The organism is Natronoarchaeum rubrum, from assembly GCF_024494695.1.
Genome location: NZ_JANHDP010000004.1, coordinates 386,943 through 403,818 on the forward strand (window position 1 = coordinate 386,943; position 16,876 = coordinate 403,818).

At 69.2% G+C, this 16,876-nt stretch carries 18 protein-coding genes; 9 read left to right on the top strand and 9 right to left on the bottom strand.

Going from position 1 to position 16,876, the window contains the following annotated elements; translation table 11 throughout:
• Positions 1 to 39: 39 nt before the first annotated feature.
• The 4 genes from NO931_RS12730 (at position 40) to NO931_RS12745 (ending at position 5,766) form a co-directional block, all read left to right on the top strand.
• On the top strand, positions 40 to 1,947 hold the full coding sequence (locus NO931_RS12730) for a glycoside hydrolase family 15 protein (RefSeq protein WP_256392712.1): 1,908 nt from the start codon (positions 40 to 42) through the stop codon (positions 1,945 to 1,947).
• On the top strand, positions 1,940 to 3,298 hold the full coding sequence (locus NO931_RS12735) for a vitamin K epoxide reductase family protein (RefSeq protein ID WP_256392713.1): 1,359 nt from the start codon (positions 1,940 to 1,942) through the stop codon (positions 3,296 to 3,298). Before NO931_RS12730 ends, NO931_RS12735 begins: the two co-directional genes overlap by 8 nt.
• 6 nt (positions 3,299 to 3,304) lie before the next feature.
• Positions 3,305 to 4,333: an SDR family oxidoreductase gene (locus NO931_RS12740; protein WP_256392714.1), complete on the top strand. Its 1,029-nt coding sequence runs from the start codon at positions 3,305 to 3,307 to the stop codon at positions 4,331 to 4,333.
• 164 nt (positions 4,334 to 4,497) lie between these two features.
• A complete protein-coding gene (locus NO931_RS12745; RefSeq protein ID WP_256392715.1) occupies positions 4,498 to 5,766 on the top strand; it encodes a hypothetical protein in 1,269 nt (422 codons plus the stop codon).
• A 6-nt stretch (positions 5,767 to 5,772) separates the two neighbouring features.
• On the opposite strand, the gene NO931_RS12750 is transcribed toward NO931_RS12745, so the two are convergent.
• The 3 genes from NO931_RS12750 to NO931_RS12760 all read right to left on the bottom strand — a co-directional run bounded on the left by NO931_RS12750 (position 5,773) and on the right by NO931_RS12760 (position 8,655).
• Positions 5,773 to 6,543 carry an ABC transporter permease gene (locus tag NO931_RS12750; protein WP_256392716.1) on the bottom strand — a complete coding sequence of 257 codons (771 nt, stop codon included), beginning with the start codon at positions 6,541 to 6,543 and terminating at the stop codon, positions 5,773 to 5,775.
• Positions 6,540 to 7,580 carry an ABC transporter ATP-binding protein gene (locus NO931_RS12755; protein WP_256392717.1) on the bottom strand — a complete coding sequence of 347 codons (1,041 nt, stop codon included), beginning with the start codon at positions 7,578 to 7,580 and terminating at the stop codon, positions 6,540 to 6,542. Before NO931_RS12755 ends, NO931_RS12750 begins: the two co-directional genes overlap by 4 nt.
• A gap of 70 nt (positions 7,581 to 7,650) precedes the next feature.
• A complete protein-coding gene (locus NO931_RS12760; RefSeq protein ID WP_256392718.1) occupies positions 7,651 to 8,655 on the bottom strand; it encodes an NAD-dependent epimerase/dehydratase family protein in 1,005 nt (334 codons plus the stop codon).
• Between the two features lie 84 nt (positions 8,656 to 8,739).
• On the opposite strand from NO931_RS12760, the gene NO931_RS12765 reads away from it, so the two are divergent.
• Positions 8,740 to 9,150: a DUF7575 domain-containing protein gene (locus NO931_RS12765; RefSeq protein WP_256392719.1), complete on the top strand. Its 411-nt coding sequence runs from the start codon at positions 8,740 to 8,742 to the stop codon at positions 9,148 to 9,150.
• A 36-nt stretch (positions 9,151 to 9,186) separates the two neighbouring features.
• Here NO931_RS12765 and NO931_RS12770 read toward each other — a convergent pair whose 3' ends face one another.
• Positions 9,187 to 9,789 (bottom strand): TetR/AcrR family transcriptional regulator, encoded by a 603-nt coding sequence (locus NO931_RS12770; protein WP_256392720.1) that lies wholly within the window; start codon positions 9,787 to 9,789, stop codon positions 9,187 to 9,189.
• 172 nt (positions 9,790 to 9,961) lie between these two features.
• On the opposite strand from NO931_RS12770, the gene NO931_RS12775 reads away from it, so the two are divergent.
• Genes NO931_RS12775 through NO931_RS12785 form a run of 3 tightly spaced genes read left to right on the top strand, consistent with a single transcriptional unit; the run spans position 9,962 to position 12,833 of the window.
• On the top strand, positions 9,962 to 10,558 hold the full coding sequence (locus NO931_RS12775) for a TetR/AcrR family transcriptional regulator (RefSeq protein ID WP_256392721.1): 597 nt from the start codon (positions 9,962 to 9,964) through the stop codon (positions 10,556 to 10,558).
• Entirely contained in the window at positions 10,555 to 12,006 is a 1,452-nt protein-coding gene (locus NO931_RS12780) for an MATE family efflux transporter (protein WP_256392722.1), read from the top strand. The genes NO931_RS12775 and NO931_RS12780 overlap by 4 nt, the downstream gene beginning before the upstream one ends.
• Positions 12,007 to 12,011: 5 nt before the next feature.
• Entirely contained in the window at positions 12,012 to 12,833 is an 822-nt protein-coding gene (locus NO931_RS12785) for a hypothetical protein (protein WP_256392723.1), read from the top strand.
• A 60-nt stretch (positions 12,834 to 12,893) separates the two neighbouring features.
• On the opposite strand, the gene NO931_RS12790 is transcribed toward NO931_RS12785, so the two are convergent.
• The 3 genes from NO931_RS12790 to mnhG form a co-directional block, all read right to left on the bottom strand.
• Positions 12,894 to 13,133: a ribbon-helix-helix domain-containing protein gene (locus NO931_RS12790; protein WP_256392724.1), complete on the bottom strand. Its 240-nt coding sequence runs from the start codon at positions 13,131 to 13,133 to the stop codon at positions 12,894 to 12,896.
• A 67-nt stretch (positions 13,134 to 13,200) separates the two neighbouring features.
• Complete coding sequence (locus NO931_RS12795) at positions 13,201 to 14,127, bottom strand: hypothetical protein (RefSeq protein WP_256392725.1); 927 nt, start codon at positions 14,125 to 14,127, stop codon at positions 13,201 to 13,203.
• Complete coding sequence (gene mnhG / locus NO931_RS12800; protein ID WP_375142054.1) at positions 14,066 to 14,494, bottom strand: monovalent cation/H(+) antiporter subunit G; 429 nt, start codon at positions 14,492 to 14,494, stop codon at positions 14,066 to 14,068. Before mnhG ends, NO931_RS12795 begins: the two co-directional genes overlap by 62 nt.
• 315 nt (positions 14,495 to 14,809) lie before the next feature.
• On the opposite strand from mnhG, the gene NO931_RS12805 reads away from it, so the two are divergent.
• Positions 14,810 to 15,769 carry a carbohydrate kinase family protein gene (locus NO931_RS12805; RefSeq protein ID WP_256392726.1) on the top strand — a complete coding sequence of 320 codons (960 nt, stop codon included), beginning with the start codon at positions 14,810 to 14,812 and terminating at the stop codon, positions 15,767 to 15,769.
• Between the two features lie 99 nt (positions 15,770 to 15,868).
• On the opposite strand, the gene NO931_RS12810 is transcribed toward NO931_RS12805, so the two are convergent.
• Both NO931_RS12810 and NO931_RS12815 read right to left on the bottom strand, forming a co-directional pair.
• Positions 15,869 to 16,162 (bottom strand): MrpF/PhaF family protein, encoded by a 294-nt coding sequence (locus NO931_RS12810; RefSeq protein ID WP_256392727.1) that lies wholly within the window; start codon positions 16,160 to 16,162, stop codon positions 15,869 to 15,871.
• Positions 16,152 to 16,814, bottom strand: a complete 663-nt coding sequence (locus tag NO931_RS12815; RefSeq protein WP_256392728.1) for a Na+/H+ antiporter subunit E — start codon at positions 16,812 to 16,814, stop codon at positions 16,152 to 16,154. The genes NO931_RS12810 and NO931_RS12815 overlap by 11 nt, the downstream gene beginning before the upstream one ends.
• Between the last annotated feature and the right edge of the window lie 62 nt (positions 16,815 to 16,876).

Sequence of the window (16,876 nt, forward strand, 5' to 3'; positions counted from 1 at the left end):
TAACGCCGCGCTCGCCGCATCACTTGCGGGCCTCTCAGCATGCATCCATCGACCTCACCGGACGAAAGCGCCGATCGATCGGGCGACGAGAAGTACAGGCCGATCGCGGAGTACGGCGTTGTCGGAAACCTGGAGACGGTCGCGCTGATCGGCCGCGACGGGTCGGTCGACTGGTGTTGTTTCCCGCACGTCGAGTCGCCGAGCCTGTTCGCCCGCCTGCTCGACACCGAGCGCGGCGGACACTTCGGCGTCACGCCCGCCCGGCCGTTCGAGGCGAGCCAGCGATACCTCGATCGGACGAACGTCCTGCAGACGCGCTTCGAGACGGCGTCCGGGCGGGCGACGGTGACCGACTTCATGCCGGTTCCGAGGGCAGCGGGCGGCGCCGGGGACGCTCACCGGGCGTTGTATCGGAAAGTAGAGTGCGAGGACGGGCCGGTGGAACTGAACGTCCGCTTCGAGCCCCGCTTCGACTACGCGCAGACGGCGCCGACCGTCGAGCGATCGAGCCACGGCGTCGTCGCGCGGGGCGACGACGAGTCGGCGTTTCTCACGAGTTCGGTCGAGTTCGACGTCGACGAGGGCAGTGATGACGATGCTTCGCCCACGATGGGGAAGGACGGCGCCGGCGCCGCGCTGACGCTGGCGGCCGGCGAGACGCGCTGGCTCGTCCTCGGCTACGACCGCGAGCTCCCCGATCGACCGGCCGAGCACCGGCGGACGCTCGACGACGTCGTCGAGTACTGGCAGGACTGGGCCCACGAGTGTCCCGACGACGGGACGTGTCCGATCGGCGGCCCGCACCACGACCTCGCTGTTCGGTCGGCGCTGGCGCTCAAGCTGCTGATCCACGCCGACACGGGGGCGATCTGCGCCGCGTCGACGACCTCGCTGCCCGAGGAGATCGGCGGCGTCCGGAACTGGGACTACCGGTACAACTGGATCCGCGACTCGGCCTTTACCGTCCAGGCGCTGGCCGAACTCGGCCACGTCGAGGAGGCGAAAGACTACTTCGAGCTCTGTCTCTCGCACTGTTCGAGCGGCCCGCCCGCCGAGATTCAGCCCGTCTACGGCCTCCACGGCCACGACGACCTGCCCGAGCGGACGCTCGATCATCTCTCTGGCTACCGGGACTCGGCGCCGGTCCGGGTCGGCAACGCCGCTCACGAGCAGCGCCAGCTCGACGTGTACGGCGAGTTGATCGTCGGCGTCCACGAGACGACGCGGTACGGCGCCGAGATCACCGACCGGGCGTGGGCAGCGATCCGCGACATCGTCGACTACGTCTGCGGGGCGTGGGAGCAACCCGACGTCGGGATCTGGGAGATCCGCGACGATCCGCAGCACTTCGTCTACTCGAAGGTGATGTGCTGGGCGGCGATCGACCGGGCGCTCCGACTCGCCGACGAGACCGACTACGAGGGGCCGGTCGAGCGCTGGCGCGACGTTCGCAGGGAGATCGAGGAGACCGTCCTCGACCGGGGGTACAGCGACGAGCTCGACAGCTTCGTCCGCTCGTTCGAGGCCGACGAGCAGCTCGACGCCGCGACGCTGCGCATTCCGATGGTCGGCTTCCTCCCGCCCGATGACAAGCGGGTCCAAGGGACCATCGACGCCGTCAGCGATCGGCTGACGACCGACGACGGACTGGTCGACCGCTTCGAGGGCGACGACGGGCTCCCCGGCGAGGAGGGCGCGTTCGTCGTCTGCTCGTTCTGGCTGGTCAACGCGCTCGCGCTGGCGGGCCGCGACGACGAGGCTCGCGACCTGTTCGAGGACGTCTGCGAGTTCGTCAGCCCGCTCGGCTTGCTCTCGGAGGAGATCGACCGCGAGACGGGCGAGCTACTGGGGAACTTCCCGCAGGCGTTCAGCCAGATCGGGCTGATCAACGGTGCGCTCGCGCTCGAAGACGCGGCAGCTTCACAATCGGGGGATCAGGATGGCTGACAGCACCCAGACTCAGGACACCGACAATCAGGACGACAGCGAAGGCATGCAAGAACCCGGCGAGATGATGCTGAATCACCCGCTGAAGGAGCTGTGGATCCAGTACGGCATCATCTCGCTCGGCATCTGGCTCGTGTTCGCCCCGACGGCCCACGGGTACGAGAGCGCGCTGATGGCGTGGAGCGACGTGGTGACGGGGCTGGTGCTCGTCGCGCTGGGCGTCGTGACCGTGTGGCAGAAAAACCCGTGGGCGTCGTACGCCAGCGGCGGCGTCGGCGTCTGGCTGCTGCTGGCGCCGCTGGTCTTTCACGCGCCGACGGCCGCGGCCTACCTCAACGACACGCTCGTGGGCATCCTGGTGATCATGTTCTCGATCATCATCATGATGCGCATGCGGATGGACGGGGCCGCGGTGCCCGAGGGCTGGTCGTACAACCCCTCGACGGCGGCCCAGCGGTTCCCGCTGATCGCGCTGGGCATGTTCGGCTTCTTCGCCTCGCAGTACATGGCGGCCTACCAGCTGGGCTACATCGACGCCGTGTGGGACCCCTTCTTCCGAAACGGCACCGAGCAGATCCTCGACTCGCGGGTGTCGGCGGCGTTCCCCGTCTCCGACGCCGGGCTGGGCGCCGTCGCGTACGCGATCGAGGCGCTGATGGGCTTTATGGGCGGCCGGAGCCGCTGGCGGACGATGCCGTGGATGGTGACGTTCTTCGGCATCGTCGTGATCCCGCTGGGGTTTGTCCAGGTGCTTTTGGTCATCACCCAGCCGGTGCTCGTCGGGACGTGGTGTACCCTCTGTCTGCTGTCGGCCTTTGGAATGCTGTGGATGATCTCGCTCACCTTCGACGAGGTCGTCGCGATGGTCCAGTTGCTCGACCGGCGCACCGACGAGGGCGCGTCGCTGTGGCACGCCTTCTGGATGGGTGGGTACCTCTCCGAGGACGACGCCGGGCTGGACGGCGATACTCGCGGAGAGCGGAACCGCCCCGCGGGGATGTTCTGGGGCGTCTCGATCCCGTGGTACCTGCTCGTCTCGATGGCGGTCGGCTTCTGGCTGATGCTCTCGCCGACGGTGTTCGGCACCGGCGGGCTGCTCGCCGACAGCAGTCACCTCGCGGGCGCGCTGATCGTCTCGACCGCCGTGATCGCGACGGCCGAGCCGGCGCGGGCACTGCGGTTCGTCAACGTCCCGCTCGGCGCGTGGGCGGCCGTGGCGCCGTGGCTGTTCGGCGCGCCGACGCTCGCGACGTGGAGCGGCGTCGTCGCCGGCGTGCTACTGGTCCTCCTGAGCGTCCCGAGAGGGCAGGTCAGGGATCAGTACGGGTTCTGGCAGGAGTACATCGTGTGAGAAACAATGTCTGATACAACCAAAACTGACGATTCGACGGTGGTCGTGGTCACGGGCGCGTCGGCCGGCGTCGGGCGGGCGACGGCCCGCGCGTTCGCCGAGCAGGGAGCGCGGATCGGCCTCCTCGCGCGCGGCGAGGCCGGACTCGACGGCGCGAGAAAGGACGTCGAGGACGCCGGCGGCGAGGCGCTGGCGGTGCCGACCGACGTCGCCGACGCCGAGCAGATCGAGGACGCGGCCGACGCCGTCGAGGAGGCGTTCGGACCGATCGACGTCTGGGTGAACGACGCGATGACGTCGGTGTTCTCCCCGGCGACCGAGATGGAGCCCGAAGAGTTTCGGCGGGTGACCGAGGTGACCTACCTCGGGTGCGTGTACGGCACCGAGGCCGCGCTCGACCGGATGGAGCCCCGCGACCAGGGGACGATCGTGCAGGTCGGTTCGGCGCTCGCCTACCGCGGCATCCCGCTCCAGTCGGCCTACTGCGGCGCCAAGCACGCGATCCAGGGGTTCACGGAGTCGGTCCGCAGCGAGCTCATCCACCGGGACAGCGACGTCCAGCTCTCGATGGTCCAGATGCCGGCGCTCAACACGCCCCAGTTCGACTGGGTGAAAAATCGTCTGCCGAAGGAAGCCCAGCCCGTGCCGCCGATCTACCAGCCCGAAGTCGCCGCCGAGGCGATCGTCTGGACGGCCGAGAACGGTCGCGACGAGCTGTGGGTCGGTCGCTCGACGGTCAAGGCGATCCTGGGGAACCGCGTGATCCCGCGCCGACTCGACCGGAAGCTAGCGTCCTCCGGATGGGGGTCCCAGATGACCGACGAGCCGAGCGACCCCGATCGGGCACACAACCTCTGGGAGCCGGTCGACGACGAGACGGACCACGGCGCGCACGGTCGGTTCGACGATCGCGCGCGCGAGCGCAGTTTCCAGCTCTGGGCCGTCACCCACCCGGTCGAACTCGCCGCCGGACTGATCGGCGCCGGAATCGCCCTGTTCGCAGCTCTGATGGCTCGGAACGGCGACGATCGGTGACGGCGATGGGCCCCGTCTCACCACTCGTCCGGTAGTACCACCGCGCCGTCTCTAGGTACGCGACACTCATGCGGACGCGAGTGGTCGCCAGCCCTACGCAGGCCGCGGCCAACGACAACCGTCGCGAAACTTCGCGTTTAGGCACAGCGGTCGTTCTCACGCGTATGCCAGGGGAGCCACGGCTACGCTACGCCGCAGCGGGCGCACTGACCACACTCGTCGCGATTCTCGTCATCGCGGCCACCGCGGGCGCGGGCATCGGCCCCGCGCTGGGCGGCGGCACGCAATCGACCGGCCAGCCACAGGCCGCCCAGCAGGACGCCGACGAGTTCCCGCCCGCGACGGAGAACGTCACCGACCCGGTGATCGACTACGACAAGGTCGACTACGGGCTGGCGCTCCAGAGCGGGACGACCAACGCGACCGAGTACCGACTGCTCGTCCTCGGTGCGGTGCTCCCAGCGAGCGAGACGGCCGAGGGGACGGTGAACTGCGCCGGCCAGGTTTGTCGGCTCAACGGGACGGTCGAGCCCGGCGAGACGGTGACCTACCGCGTCTCGGGCGCGATCGTCGGCGTCCAGCCCCGCGACGACAGGCTCGTCGGGACCGTCAGCGGTCGGCTGACCGGCGACGGGATGCTCGGCCTCGCGACCGGCGCGCTCTCGCCGTCCGGCGAGCAGTACGACATCCAGCAACAACAGGGCCAACAGCAACAGCAGCAACAGCAACAGCAACAGCAGCAACAGCAACAGCAGCAGCAGCAACAACAACAGGACGGCGGAGACGACCAGCCGGACGACGCCGGCGGTGACGACGATTCCGACGCCGACGGCGGGGACGGGACTGACGGCGGCGACGGTGGCGGCGCTCCTGCCGGCGGCGACACGAACGTCAACGTGAACGTCAACACGTCGGCGTCTGCGAGCGCGCAGTCCTCGGCGAACGCCGCGGCCGACGCCGATGCGACCGCGGACGGCGAGGACGCGAGCGCGAACGAGAGTACTACCGCGGGCGGTTCGGCAGACGACGGGAACGACGGTGGCGCGGACGCCGAGCCCTCGGACGGCGAACCCGGCGGTGCCGACGGAACTGATGGTGGCGGGGACGACGCGTCGGCCGACGCCGGGACGAGCGACGACGGTGCTACTGGCGGTGCCGAGGACGCCGACGCGAGCGGCGACGCTGACGCCGATGCGGGCGCAAGCGGCGGCGACGATTCTGCAACCGATGCCGACGCCGGTACCGACGGTGAGAGTCCGGACGACGCCGATGCGGATGCGAGCGCTGCCGAAAACGGCGGTGACGGTGCTACCGACGACGACGCCGACGCCGATGCGACCGACGACGCCGGTGCCGGCGAGAACGGCGACGACGCCGCTGCCGCCGATGCTGCCGCCGACAGCGAGGAGGGCGAAGGCAACGAGTCGGCGTGACCGGCGTTACACCGGCTCGACGCGCTCGAAGAGGTAGGTGCCGACGCCGACCATCACGATCGACGACGCGACGAGCGCGCCGAAGTCGAGGAGAACCGGGTACGCCGAGGTGCCGACCAGCACCGCCCGCAGCCCGTCGACGCCGTAGGTCAGCGGGTTGACGAACGCGAGCGTCTGGATCGCGCTGGGCAGGCTCTCGACGGGGTAGATCGCGCCCGAGAGGAAGAACAGCGGGAAGATGACGAACTGGATGACGAGGCCGAACCCCTCGCTGTCGCGGAACTGGGAGGCCAGCGCGATCCCGAAGCCGACGAACGTGATCGCGATCAACAGGAGGAAGACGGCCGCGAGCGGGACGCCGAGCGCGCTGTCGACTCGGAACCCCAGCGGGATCGAGATGAGCAAGATCAGTCCGGCCTGCACGAGCGCCGTGGTCGAGCCGCCGGCGATCCGACCGAGGACGATCGAGGTGCGACTCACCGGCGCGACTAGGATCTCCTTGAGGAACCCCACGTCCTGATCCGAGAGGATCGACATGCCGGCGAAGGAGGCGCCGAACAGCATCGTGAACCCGACCATTCCGGGGACCAGATACTGAAGATAGTCGACGCCCTCGGGCAGTCCGGGGATCGCCGCGCCGCTGAAGCCAAAGCCAAGGAACACCAAGAAGAGCAGCGGCATCGCGATCGAGCCGACGATTCGCGAGGGCGCCCGGAGGAAGCGCTTGACGTCGCGCAGCCAGAGCGCGTAGATGCTCCGGGGATCGACGAGGTTCATCGGTCACCACCCGCCGTTCCGGCGTCGGCCTGTGGTTCGGCGTCGTCGGCGCGCCGCGTTCCGCCGGCTGACGCGTCGGCGGGCGCCGACGCGCCGGACTCCCGTTCTTCGAGCGTCGACCCGGTGAGCGACAGGAACACCGTTTCGAGGTTCGGCTTCCGAACGTCGACGCCGGAGATCGGCACGCCGGCGTCGTCGGCCAGTCGTACGAGATCCGCGACGTGCGCGCGGCCGTGCTCGACGGTGACGCGGACGCCCGCGTCGGTGGTCGCGTACTCGCTCACCCACGGCTGGTCGTCCAGTCGAGGTCGGAGCGGCGCGACCGACCCCTCGACGTCGAGGGTCACGACGTCGCCGCCCAGCGAGGACTTGAGCGCCTCGGGTGCGTCGAGCGCGACGATGTCGCCGTCGTCGACGATCGCGACGCGGTCACAGAGCGCGTCGGCCTCGTCCATGTAGTGGGTGGTCAGCACGATCGTCGCGCCGGTCTCCTCGTTGAGCCGCCGGACGTAGTCGCGGGTGTCACGGCGCGTCCGGGCGTCGAGTCCGACCGTCGGCTCGTCGAGAAACAGGACTTCCGGTCGGTGCAACATTCCTCGTGCCAGTTCCAGCCGGCGCGCCATCCCGCCGGAGTAGCCGCCGACGCGCTCGTCGCGCCGATCGCCGAGGTCGACCAGTTCGAGCACCTCGTCCATCCGGTCTTGCAGCGTCGCCCCGCCCATCCCGTACAGCCGTCCGTGAAACGACAGGTTCTCCTCGCCGGTGAGTTCCTCGTCGAGCGCGGGCTCTTGAAACACGACGCCGATCGACGAGCGCACGGCGTCGGCCGCCGAGCGGACGTCATGGCCCGCTACCCTGGCGGTTCCGTCGGTCGGGTCGAGCAGCGTACAGAGCACGTTGATCAGCGTCGACTTCCCGGCGCCGTTGGGGCCGAGCAGCCCGAATATCTCGCCGTCCGCGACGTCGATCGAGAGGTCGTCGACCGCGACGACGTCACCGTAGGATTTCGTGAGTCCGTCTACCTCGATCGCTGTCATGATCGCACCTTCGGTCCGGGTCCGCTTGAGTCGTGTGGTGACGGAAGCGCGGGCCCTGAATCGTCCGCACTCACTCGAACTGCGCGACGAACGACTCGGTCGAGTCGCGCCACGCGTCGACGATCGCGTCGTCGTTCTCGCTGTCCCAGGGATCGACGGCGTCGCGCTCGTCGAGCGCCGCCACCGTCCGGCGGACGCCATCCTCGAAGTCGATCGTGTACTCGAAGCCCAGATCGCGCTGGGCCTTCGCGTTGTCGAACACCGTGCTGTACCGGAAGTGGTTCTCCAGCAGAGGGGTTCGGTCGGGAACAGCCGCCCGGAGCTGCTCGGTCGGAACGTGGACGAGATCGGGCTCGGGCGCGTCGAGCGCGCTCGCGACCCGGCGGTGGTACTGGTTCCAGGTGATCGTCTCCTCGCTGGTGACGTGGTAGGCCTCGCCGAAGGCGTCCTCGTTGCCGACCGCGCCGACGAACGCCGCGGCGACGTCGTCGCGGTGACAGGGCCCCCACAGCGACGTGCCGTCGCCGTGAACGACGATCGGTTTGCCCTTGCGGATCCGATCTACGTAGTAGCTCCCGTCGCCGAGCGTGTGGAGCACGGTGCCGCCCTCGCCGTACGTGCTCCACGGGCGGATCACGGTCGTCGCGAACGCCTCGCCGTGGGCGTCGAAAAACGCGTCCTCGGCGGCGGCCTTGTTCCGGCCGTACTCGCTCACGCCCGGCTCGCGCGACGCCGATTCGGTCGCCGGGTTGCGATCCAGCGGCCGGTGGTACACGTCGACCGTCGAGCAGAACACGTACTGGTCGACCCGGCCGGCGAACGCGTCGATGGCGTCGCGGGCCTGTTCGGCGTCGAAGCAGACCATGTCGATCACGCAGTCGGCGTCGACCTCCCGGGCGACCGTTTCGAGGCGGTCGGTATCGTTCCGATCGCCGCGGACGAACTCGACCGCGGCGGGGAGGTCGGCGTCCGTTTCGCCGCGGGTCACGCACGTGACATCGTGGCCGGCGTCCACGAGCTGTCTGGTGATGCCCGTCGATATCAGCCCGGTGCCGCCGATGAGTAGCACTCGCACGGCGGTAGGTGGCGTCGGTGCCACTTAAATCCGGAGTGGGTCAACGAGAGAAGACTTATGACTTACTGACCAGTAAGTCAATGCGTGGAACGAACGAGTTCGCAGAAACGACCGTGGCTCGCGGCGCTGCTGGGAGTGCTCGCCATCGGGTTCGGTCACTTCTACATCCGGCGGTGGCGACGCGCGCTCGGCTGGCTCGTTACCACGTTCGGTGTGGGAACGCTGTTCGTCGATCCGTCGGCGCTCGAAGCGTTCTTGACGCTCTCGGATGTCGACCCGCTGTCGGTGGCGCCGCTGCTCGTCGTCGCGACGCTCAGCGTCGTCGACGCGTACATTCTGGCGCAGGCCCAGAACATGATCGCGCGACAGACGCCCGAACCCGACGGGACGCTAACGCACTGTCCCCACTGCGGGAACGAACTCGACGGCGATCTGGAGTTCTGTCACTGGTGTACGACGCCGCTCGACGAGGTCGAGCCCGCGTCCGAGGAGTAAGTGCGTTCGCGGCAGGTTGCCAACTCAATTCTCGGTTCAGGCGCCGCTTTTGAGCACCGACTCCACGTACTCCTCGGCGGTCCGTCTCGCCGTCGCCAGCGCGTCGGGATCGTCGAGCACGACCGCCCGCGTCCGGGCGCCGTCGACGATCGTCATCAGCGCGCCGGCCGCGTGTTCGGCGTCGACATCGTCGTCGAACACGCCCTGCCGGATGCCGTCGGCGATCACCGTCCTGAGCATGTAGCGGACGTACTCGTCGTTCTGCTCGAACCGTTGCGAGAATGTCTCCTTGTACGGCGCCTGACTGCGCATCTCGAGGATCGCGACGAGCAGATCCAGGTGGTCCTCCAGTTCGACGAGCAACTGGTCGAGCAGCAGCGTCAGCCGCTCGTCGGGGTCGGTCGTCTCGACCTCGTGGATCGTGTCGACGAACTGCTGGAGGACGTAGTCCAGAAACGCCGCCAGCAGCTCCTCTTTGGTGTCGTAGTGGTAGTGAACCGCGGCCGTGGACTTGCCGTACTCGTCGGCGATTCGCTTGATCGTCAGGTCGGCGTACCCGTGTTCGCGAAGCGCACTGTAGGTGGCGCGCAGCACCTCCTCCTCGGCGTCGGAAAAAGAGCGGTCCGGCGGATCTCCCATCACCTACAGCGTCGCTCCTGTCCCGGATAACAGTTGTGACCTCCTCGTCAGCGTCCGGTCGACGCCCTCGAACGTCGCGTTCGCGACTCTCCCCGTCGAACAGTGGCGAACGGAACGGCGAGCGCGCGTTCCAAACTCTTTTGACTAACTAGTCAGTAAGTACGGTATCGACATGGACGACGATCCAGCGGCCGAGATTCTCGACGCGACGTATCTCGCCCTCTGCAAGCACGGCTACGCCGATCTGACGATACAGAACATCGCGGACGAGTCCGACCGGAGCAAAGCGACGATCCACTACCACTACGACAGCAAGGAGGAACTGTTCGCCGCACTGCTCGATCGCCTCTACGAGCGCTACGTCGCCCGGATCGACGCCGCGGACGGCGACACCGCCCGGCAGCGCCTCGACGCCGTGCTCGACGTGCTGCTCGCGGACGAGGCGCCGCTGGACCATGAGTTCCACACCGCCGTCCTCGCGGTGACCGCGCGGGCGCCCCACGACGACGCGATCCGGGAGCGGGTCGCCGCCTTCGACCGGCGGCTGTTCGAGACGTTCCGGGACGTCGTCGCGACGGGCGTCGACGCCGGCGAATTCGACGCCGACGCCGAGCCCGCCGTCGTCGCCGAGCAACTCGTAACGACGGTCAAGGGCGCCCAGATACGCCGGTTCGCGGCCGAGCGCTCGACCGAGCGCAGTCGCGACGCCGTCGACGGACTCGTCGAAACTCGGCTCCAGCCCGCAGTGGCCGAGGGGGCCGGCCGATGAGCCTGCGCGAGCGCGTCGGCGCGCTGTTCAAGGGGCCCGAGGAGTTCGATCTCACCTCGGGCGGCATCGGGAAGCCGCTGTTCTTCCTGGCGATGCCGATCGTCGTGACGAACCTGTTCCAGACCGCCTACAACCTCGCGGACACGTTCTGGCTGGGCCAGTACAGCACCGACGCGCTGGCCGCGATCAGCTTCGCGTTCCCGATGGTGTTCCTGCTGATCTCCTTCGGGATGGGGATCTCCGTCGCCGGGAGCGTCCTCGTCGCCCAGTACACCGGTTCGGACGACCCGGCGGAAGCCGAGTACGCCGCCTCTCAGACCGTGACGTTCGCGCTGATCGTCTCGGTGTTGCTCGGCGGGATCGGCTACTTCGCGATCGGGGAGTTCCTCGACCTGATGGGCGCGTCGGCCGACGTGCTCCCGCTGGCGACCGATTACATGGAGGTGATCTCGCTAGGGCTGGTCTTCATGTTCGGCTTCTTCGTGTTTATCGCGCTGATGCGAGGCTACGGCGACACGATCACGCCGATGCTGGTGATGTTCGGCTCGGTCGTGCTCAACATCATCCTCGACCCGTTCCTGATCTTCGGGTGGTGGGTGTTCCCCGAGATGGGGATCCAGGGCGCCGCCGTCGCGACGGTGTTCTCCCGCGGGCTGGCGCTGATCGTCGGCCTCGCGATCATGTTCCGCGGCGTGCGCGGCGTCCAGATCAATCTCCGCGACATGGCGCCGGATCCGATGTACCTGCGTCGCCTCGTCGCGATCGGGCTGCCGGCCTCCGTCGAGGGGATGGGCCGGGCGCTGTCGATGAACCTGTTGCTGTTCATCGTGGCGATGTTCTCCGACCCGGTCGTGGCGGCCTACGGTATCGGGACGCGCGTGTTCTCGGTGATCGTGCTGCCGGCGATCGCGGTCGCTCGCGGCGTCGAGACGATGACCGGCCAGAACATCGGCGCGGACAAGCCCGACCGCGCCGCCGAGGCTGCGAAGCTGGCGTCGAAATTCCTGTTCGGCCTCCTCTCGATCGTCGGCGTCGTCGTGTTCGTGTTCCCCGAGCCGATCGTCTCGGTGTTCGTCGGCGCGGACCAGGCCAACGCCGATCAGGTCGTCGAGGTCGGTGCCCAGTTCATGCGCTACGTCGCCCTGACGTTCGGGTTCATCGGCATCACGCGGGCCTACACCGGGAGCTTCCGCGGCGCCGGCAAGACGCTGACCGCGGCGGCGATCTCGGTGCTGATGCTCGGCATCGTCCGGTTCCCGATCGCGTGGGTCGCGGCCGACCGGATCGGCGAGGCCGGGATCTGGCTGTCCTTCGCCATCTCGAACGTCATCGGAGCGATCGTCGCCTACGCGTGGTACCAGCGCGGCACCTGGCGGGACGGCGATCTCACCGAGCCCGACATCCCCGACGACGACGCCGCGGTCGATGTGTCCGCGACGAACGACTGACGACCATGATCCCCGAACGCACCCTCCCCGAGCGCCGAACCGAGATCGACCGCCGGATCGCCGACCGGATCGACGCCGTCGCGGGCGAGACGCTGGCGGCCGAACTCGCGACCGTCCCGGAGCGCGACGACCGCTGGTACGGACAGCTACTCGTGCTCTCGCACGATGCGGTCGCTGCGGCGTCCGACCCAGCCGAGGCTGCCGACGCGACGGCGGTGAACGACGCCGCGACGGCGATCGAACTGCTCCGCGAGTACTGGGCGCTGCGCGAGCGATTGCTCGTGCGACTCGACGAGGGCGCCCTCGAACGCTCGGACCGCGAGCTGACGACGCGGCTGCTGGCGTCGGACTTCCTCTTTACCTCGTCGTACGCGACGCTCGGAGACCTCCGGGGCGAGCGCGCGGCGCCGTGCGTCGAGGCGTTCGAGGCGGCCGCCGAGTCGGTCGTCGAGGCGTTCGGCGACGGGCCGCCCCGGTCGACGCTGCCGCCCGAGGCGTTCTGCGCGTTCGCGGACGCCACGGCCGGCGCGCTCGGACGCGGCGCGGCCGTCGTCGGAGCGACGCTGGCCGGCGCCGCCGACGCCGAGATCGAGCGCCTCGCCGCGGTGGGCAGCGGGTTCGCCGCTGCCCGGCGCGTCCGAGAGGCGATCGGTGAACCCGTTGACGAGCCGCGCGTCGCGCCCACGTCGCCGAACGAGCGGCGGCTTCGACAGTTCGCGACCCGGCGGCGCGACGAGGCGGAGCGGGCGCTGGACGCGCTGGCCGAGACCGCGACGACCGACGCGTTGGAAGCGTTCGTCGACGCCGACCGGGCGCTCGGCCGGTAGCCGACGGCTGCTCGCCACGGTGCTGGAAAAACGAGGTGACTCGGTCGCTACGGCGGCCCGCTAGAACATCCGGCCGTCTTCGTCGACGTCGTCCTGCATCGCGGGGTCGGTCTGGTCCTCGACGTTCTGCATCACCCACTCGTCGTCCTCGGTGGACGTTCCGGTGGTCTCGTAGGCCGACATCCCCATCGACAGCAGCTCTTCGATCGCCTGTTCCCGGTTGAGAAACTCGCCCTGATCGACGAGGCGGTCGATTTCGGTGTCGACGCGGTCGGGCAGGGAGACCTCGATGTTGGGCATGTGGCGAACTCGGGGAGTGATTGACGTAAATGCTTCGTCCGCCCCCGGGGTGGAGCAGCCGGGGCGCTCACTCCCACGATCGGGTATCCAGAAACTCCCGGACTCGGGGCGCGAGCGCCGACCGGAGCGCCCCCTCGTCGACGCCGCCGTCGCCGAAGCGCTCCGCGGGGGCTTCCCGCGCGACGGCGTCCAGCGCGCGTTCGGTCAGCGCGTCGGCGGTCACCCCGCGTTCCTGCGCCTCCAGCGTTCCGACCAGCCCTTCGAGCCGCCGGTCCGTGGCGTGGTGTTCGACCAGCGCGTCCGCGGGATCGACGGCGTCGGGCGCCGGGGCGTCGTTCCGGCCGCTCCCGCGTTCGAACTCGGGGGCGAGCAACTGCGCGGCGCCGCCGGTTTTCGATCGCACGACGACGCCGGCGACCGGGCCGTCGTACCAGTTCGAGGCCGGGAACTCGTAGGCGTCGGGGTCGAAGTCCTGCGCGCGCAGTTCCTTCCGGACGGCGTTGATCGGATCGAGCCCCAGTCGGCGGAAGGTCTGCTCGACCCGATCGGGCGGGAGAAACCGCTCCTCGGTCGCCGACCAGACGTCGGTGCCCAGCACCGGCGGCGTGCGCGCCCAGTCGTAGTCGATCGACCTGTGGTGCGTCGCGACGCCGAAGAACGTCACCGCCCCGACGTCGGCGACCGCCTCGCGGAGCGCCCGTCGGTCGAGGTTCTCGCGAACGTGCGCCAGCGCGCGCCGGTAGGGCAGCGGCGGATCGCCCGGCTCGAATTCGTTTTCGCGGTCGCCGAAGCGAATCGCGCCGTCCGCGCGCAACTGGAAGCGGAACGAGCCGCCGTCGACGTACTCCTGCAGCCAGAGGTGGCCGCCGGCGAGCAGGTCGTCGCGAACGTCCTCAATCGGAGGCAGCGGCGGGCGGGACTTCACGCGAGGATCACGCTCCGCGCGCTCCGGCGTCGCCGTCGTTTTCGTCGCGTTCGCCGACACCGTCGTCATCGTCGGCGTCCTCGTCGCGCTCGCCGACGCCGTGGTCGGCTGCCTCCTCGGCGGGCCAGGTCACGCTTCCCAGGAACGGGACGCCGATCCGCTGTGCGGACCGCGAGATCATGTGTGCGCCCGTCGGTACGGTGAGGAACAGGAAGACGATGCCGATCAGCGACGGCATCCCCGCGCCGCCGGGGCCGAAGTAGACGAAGCCGGCGAGAAAGATCGCCGCGGTTCCCAGCGTCGTCGGCTTGCTCGTGGCGTGCATCCGGTTGTAGACGTTGGGCAGGCGCAGCAGGCCGATCGTCCCGACCGTCAGGAAGAAGATCCCGACGACGACGAGCGCGACGATCGTCCACACGCGGATCGGTCCGACCATCTATCGGAACGTCGTTCTCCGGGAAGGTGAGTACCCGGGATCGTCTCGACGCGTCACGCTCGCCGTCGCTACGCGTCATCCTCCTCGCCACTATCCGCGAGGAGGGTCCGGAGCACGGAAACGCCGAGTAGTGCATGTCGTGACGCTCGGTGCGACGATAGCCGCACTTTTCACCGCACGGGCCGATCACTCGGCAACGATGCGAGCGACTCAGGCACGGATGACGGCCGCGACCGACGGCGGTGACGGCGACCGACCGAACCACGGCATCGCAGCGAGCGCGAGCGGCGGTCCGTACGCGGGGTGGCGACGCCGATGAGCGATCGCTCGATCCTTGTGGTCGGGGAGACGCTCGTGGACTTCCTGCCGGGCGAGCGCGGCGGCCTCGACGAGGTCGAGAGCTTCCGGCGCCGCGCGGGCGGCGCGCCGGCGAACGTCGCCGCACGACTCGCCGCGCTGGGCGACGAACCGCTGTTCTGGACGCGCGTCGGCGACGACGCCTTCGGTGACTTCCTCGTCGAGACGCTGGTCGACAACGGCGTCCCGACGCGGTTCGTCGAGCGCGATCCCGATGCGAAGACGACGCTCGCGTTCGTCGCCCACGACGACGAGTTCGACCGCTCGTTCTCCTTCTACCGCGACGGCACCGCCGACACCAGACTGCAGCCCGACACCGTCCCCACGAGCGCGTTGACCGACCTGAACTGGCTCTACGTCGGCGGCGTCGTGCTGGCGAGCGAGCCCTCCCGGACGGCGGTGTTCGACCTGCTGGAGCGGGCTCGCGAGGACGGCTGTCAGATCTACTTCGACCCGAACTACCGACCGGAGCTGTTCGACGAGGACGGCCGCTCGGCGCTCGCAGAGGCCGTCGAGTACGCCGACGTCGTCAAGGCGACGGCCTCGGAGCTCTCGGTGCTGGGCTACGAGGAAGACGAGCCCGCCCGGCTCTGCGAGGCCGTCTGCGCCGACGGGCCACACACCGTGTTTCTCACGCTCGGCGGAGACGGGGCGATCGGCTACTCGTCGGCGTCGGCGCCGTGGGGCGAGGCGCTGGCCGAGCACGGCGGCTTCGAGATCGAGGTGACGGACACGACGGGCGCCGGCGACGCGTTCGTCTCCGGATCGCTCGCGGCGATGGACCGGCGGGCGTCCGACCCGGCCGAGGTGCTCCGGGTCGCCAACGCGGCCGCCGCGCTCTCGACGACCGAGACCGGCGCGATGGAGGGGCTGCCGACGTGGGACGAACTGTCCGAGTTCGTCGGGCAACGCGAGTGAGGAGTCCCGATCTGCTCAACCAACCGTGCTCTGATACGTAGGGAAGTCCGGCGGAAGCGTGACTCTGACAGGAGCTCCTGGGACAAACGCGCTCGACGACTACTCCCGCCGTTCGATGATGTCGCCCTCGGTGACGTACTTCGCGACCGTGACCGTCGACAGGAAGCCGATGATCGCGAGCACGAGGCTCACGGTGACGAACAGGCCGCGACCGGTCTTGAGCGCGAACAGCACCGCGATCGCGACGACGTTGGTCGCGATGGCGTCGAGCGCGACGACCCGGTCGGGCACCGTCGGCCCGACGATCACGCGGTAGCTACAGAGCACGCAGAGGGCGCTGACGATCACGAGCCCGGCGTTCGCCGCGGTCGCGACGAGCGGGTCAGCGACCACCGTCGTCACCTCCGTGGTCCCGCCAGTTCTCGTCGCGCGGTCGGCCGACGCCCTCGAGGCCCTCGCTGTCGGTCACCGGCTCCGGGGGGATCTCCATCTCCGGCGGGTACACCGAAAAGCCCGGCGAGGGGTCGTCGGGCGACAGTTCTTCGTCGAAGATCTCCAGCGCGTAGTCCTCCCAGGTGCGGATCGGCTCGACGATCGCCTCGGGATCCCGGCCGTCGATCACGTGGACGTACAGCGCGTTCTCTTCGGGGTCGTGATCGAGCGTGATCGTCCCCGGCGTGATCGTGATGCTGTTGGCGATCGTCGTGACGCCGAGATCGGTCCGCACGCGCAGCGGGATCAGGATCACTTCGGGCTCGATCGGCATCTCGGGCGCGAGCACCCGCCGGGCGACGTCGACGTTCGCCACGACGACCTCCCGGACGAACGTGAGCACGTACAGCAGTGCGTAGGGCGCCGAACCTGCGGTCCCGCGGAGGTCGATCCCTTCGTCGTAGAGGCGCCGGAACAGGTACGCGATCGGGACGCCCACGGCGGTCCCGAGCAGGAACTGGCCGACCAGCGGTGCGAGCGCCGGCTCGACGCCGCGGACGAACACCCACAGGACGCCGAAGGCGAGCCCCGCGACGGGCCATCTCCGGGTCACGGCGGCTCACCTCCGCCGTGACCGTAGTCGCCGGACATCACGGCGGCTCACCTCCGCCGTGA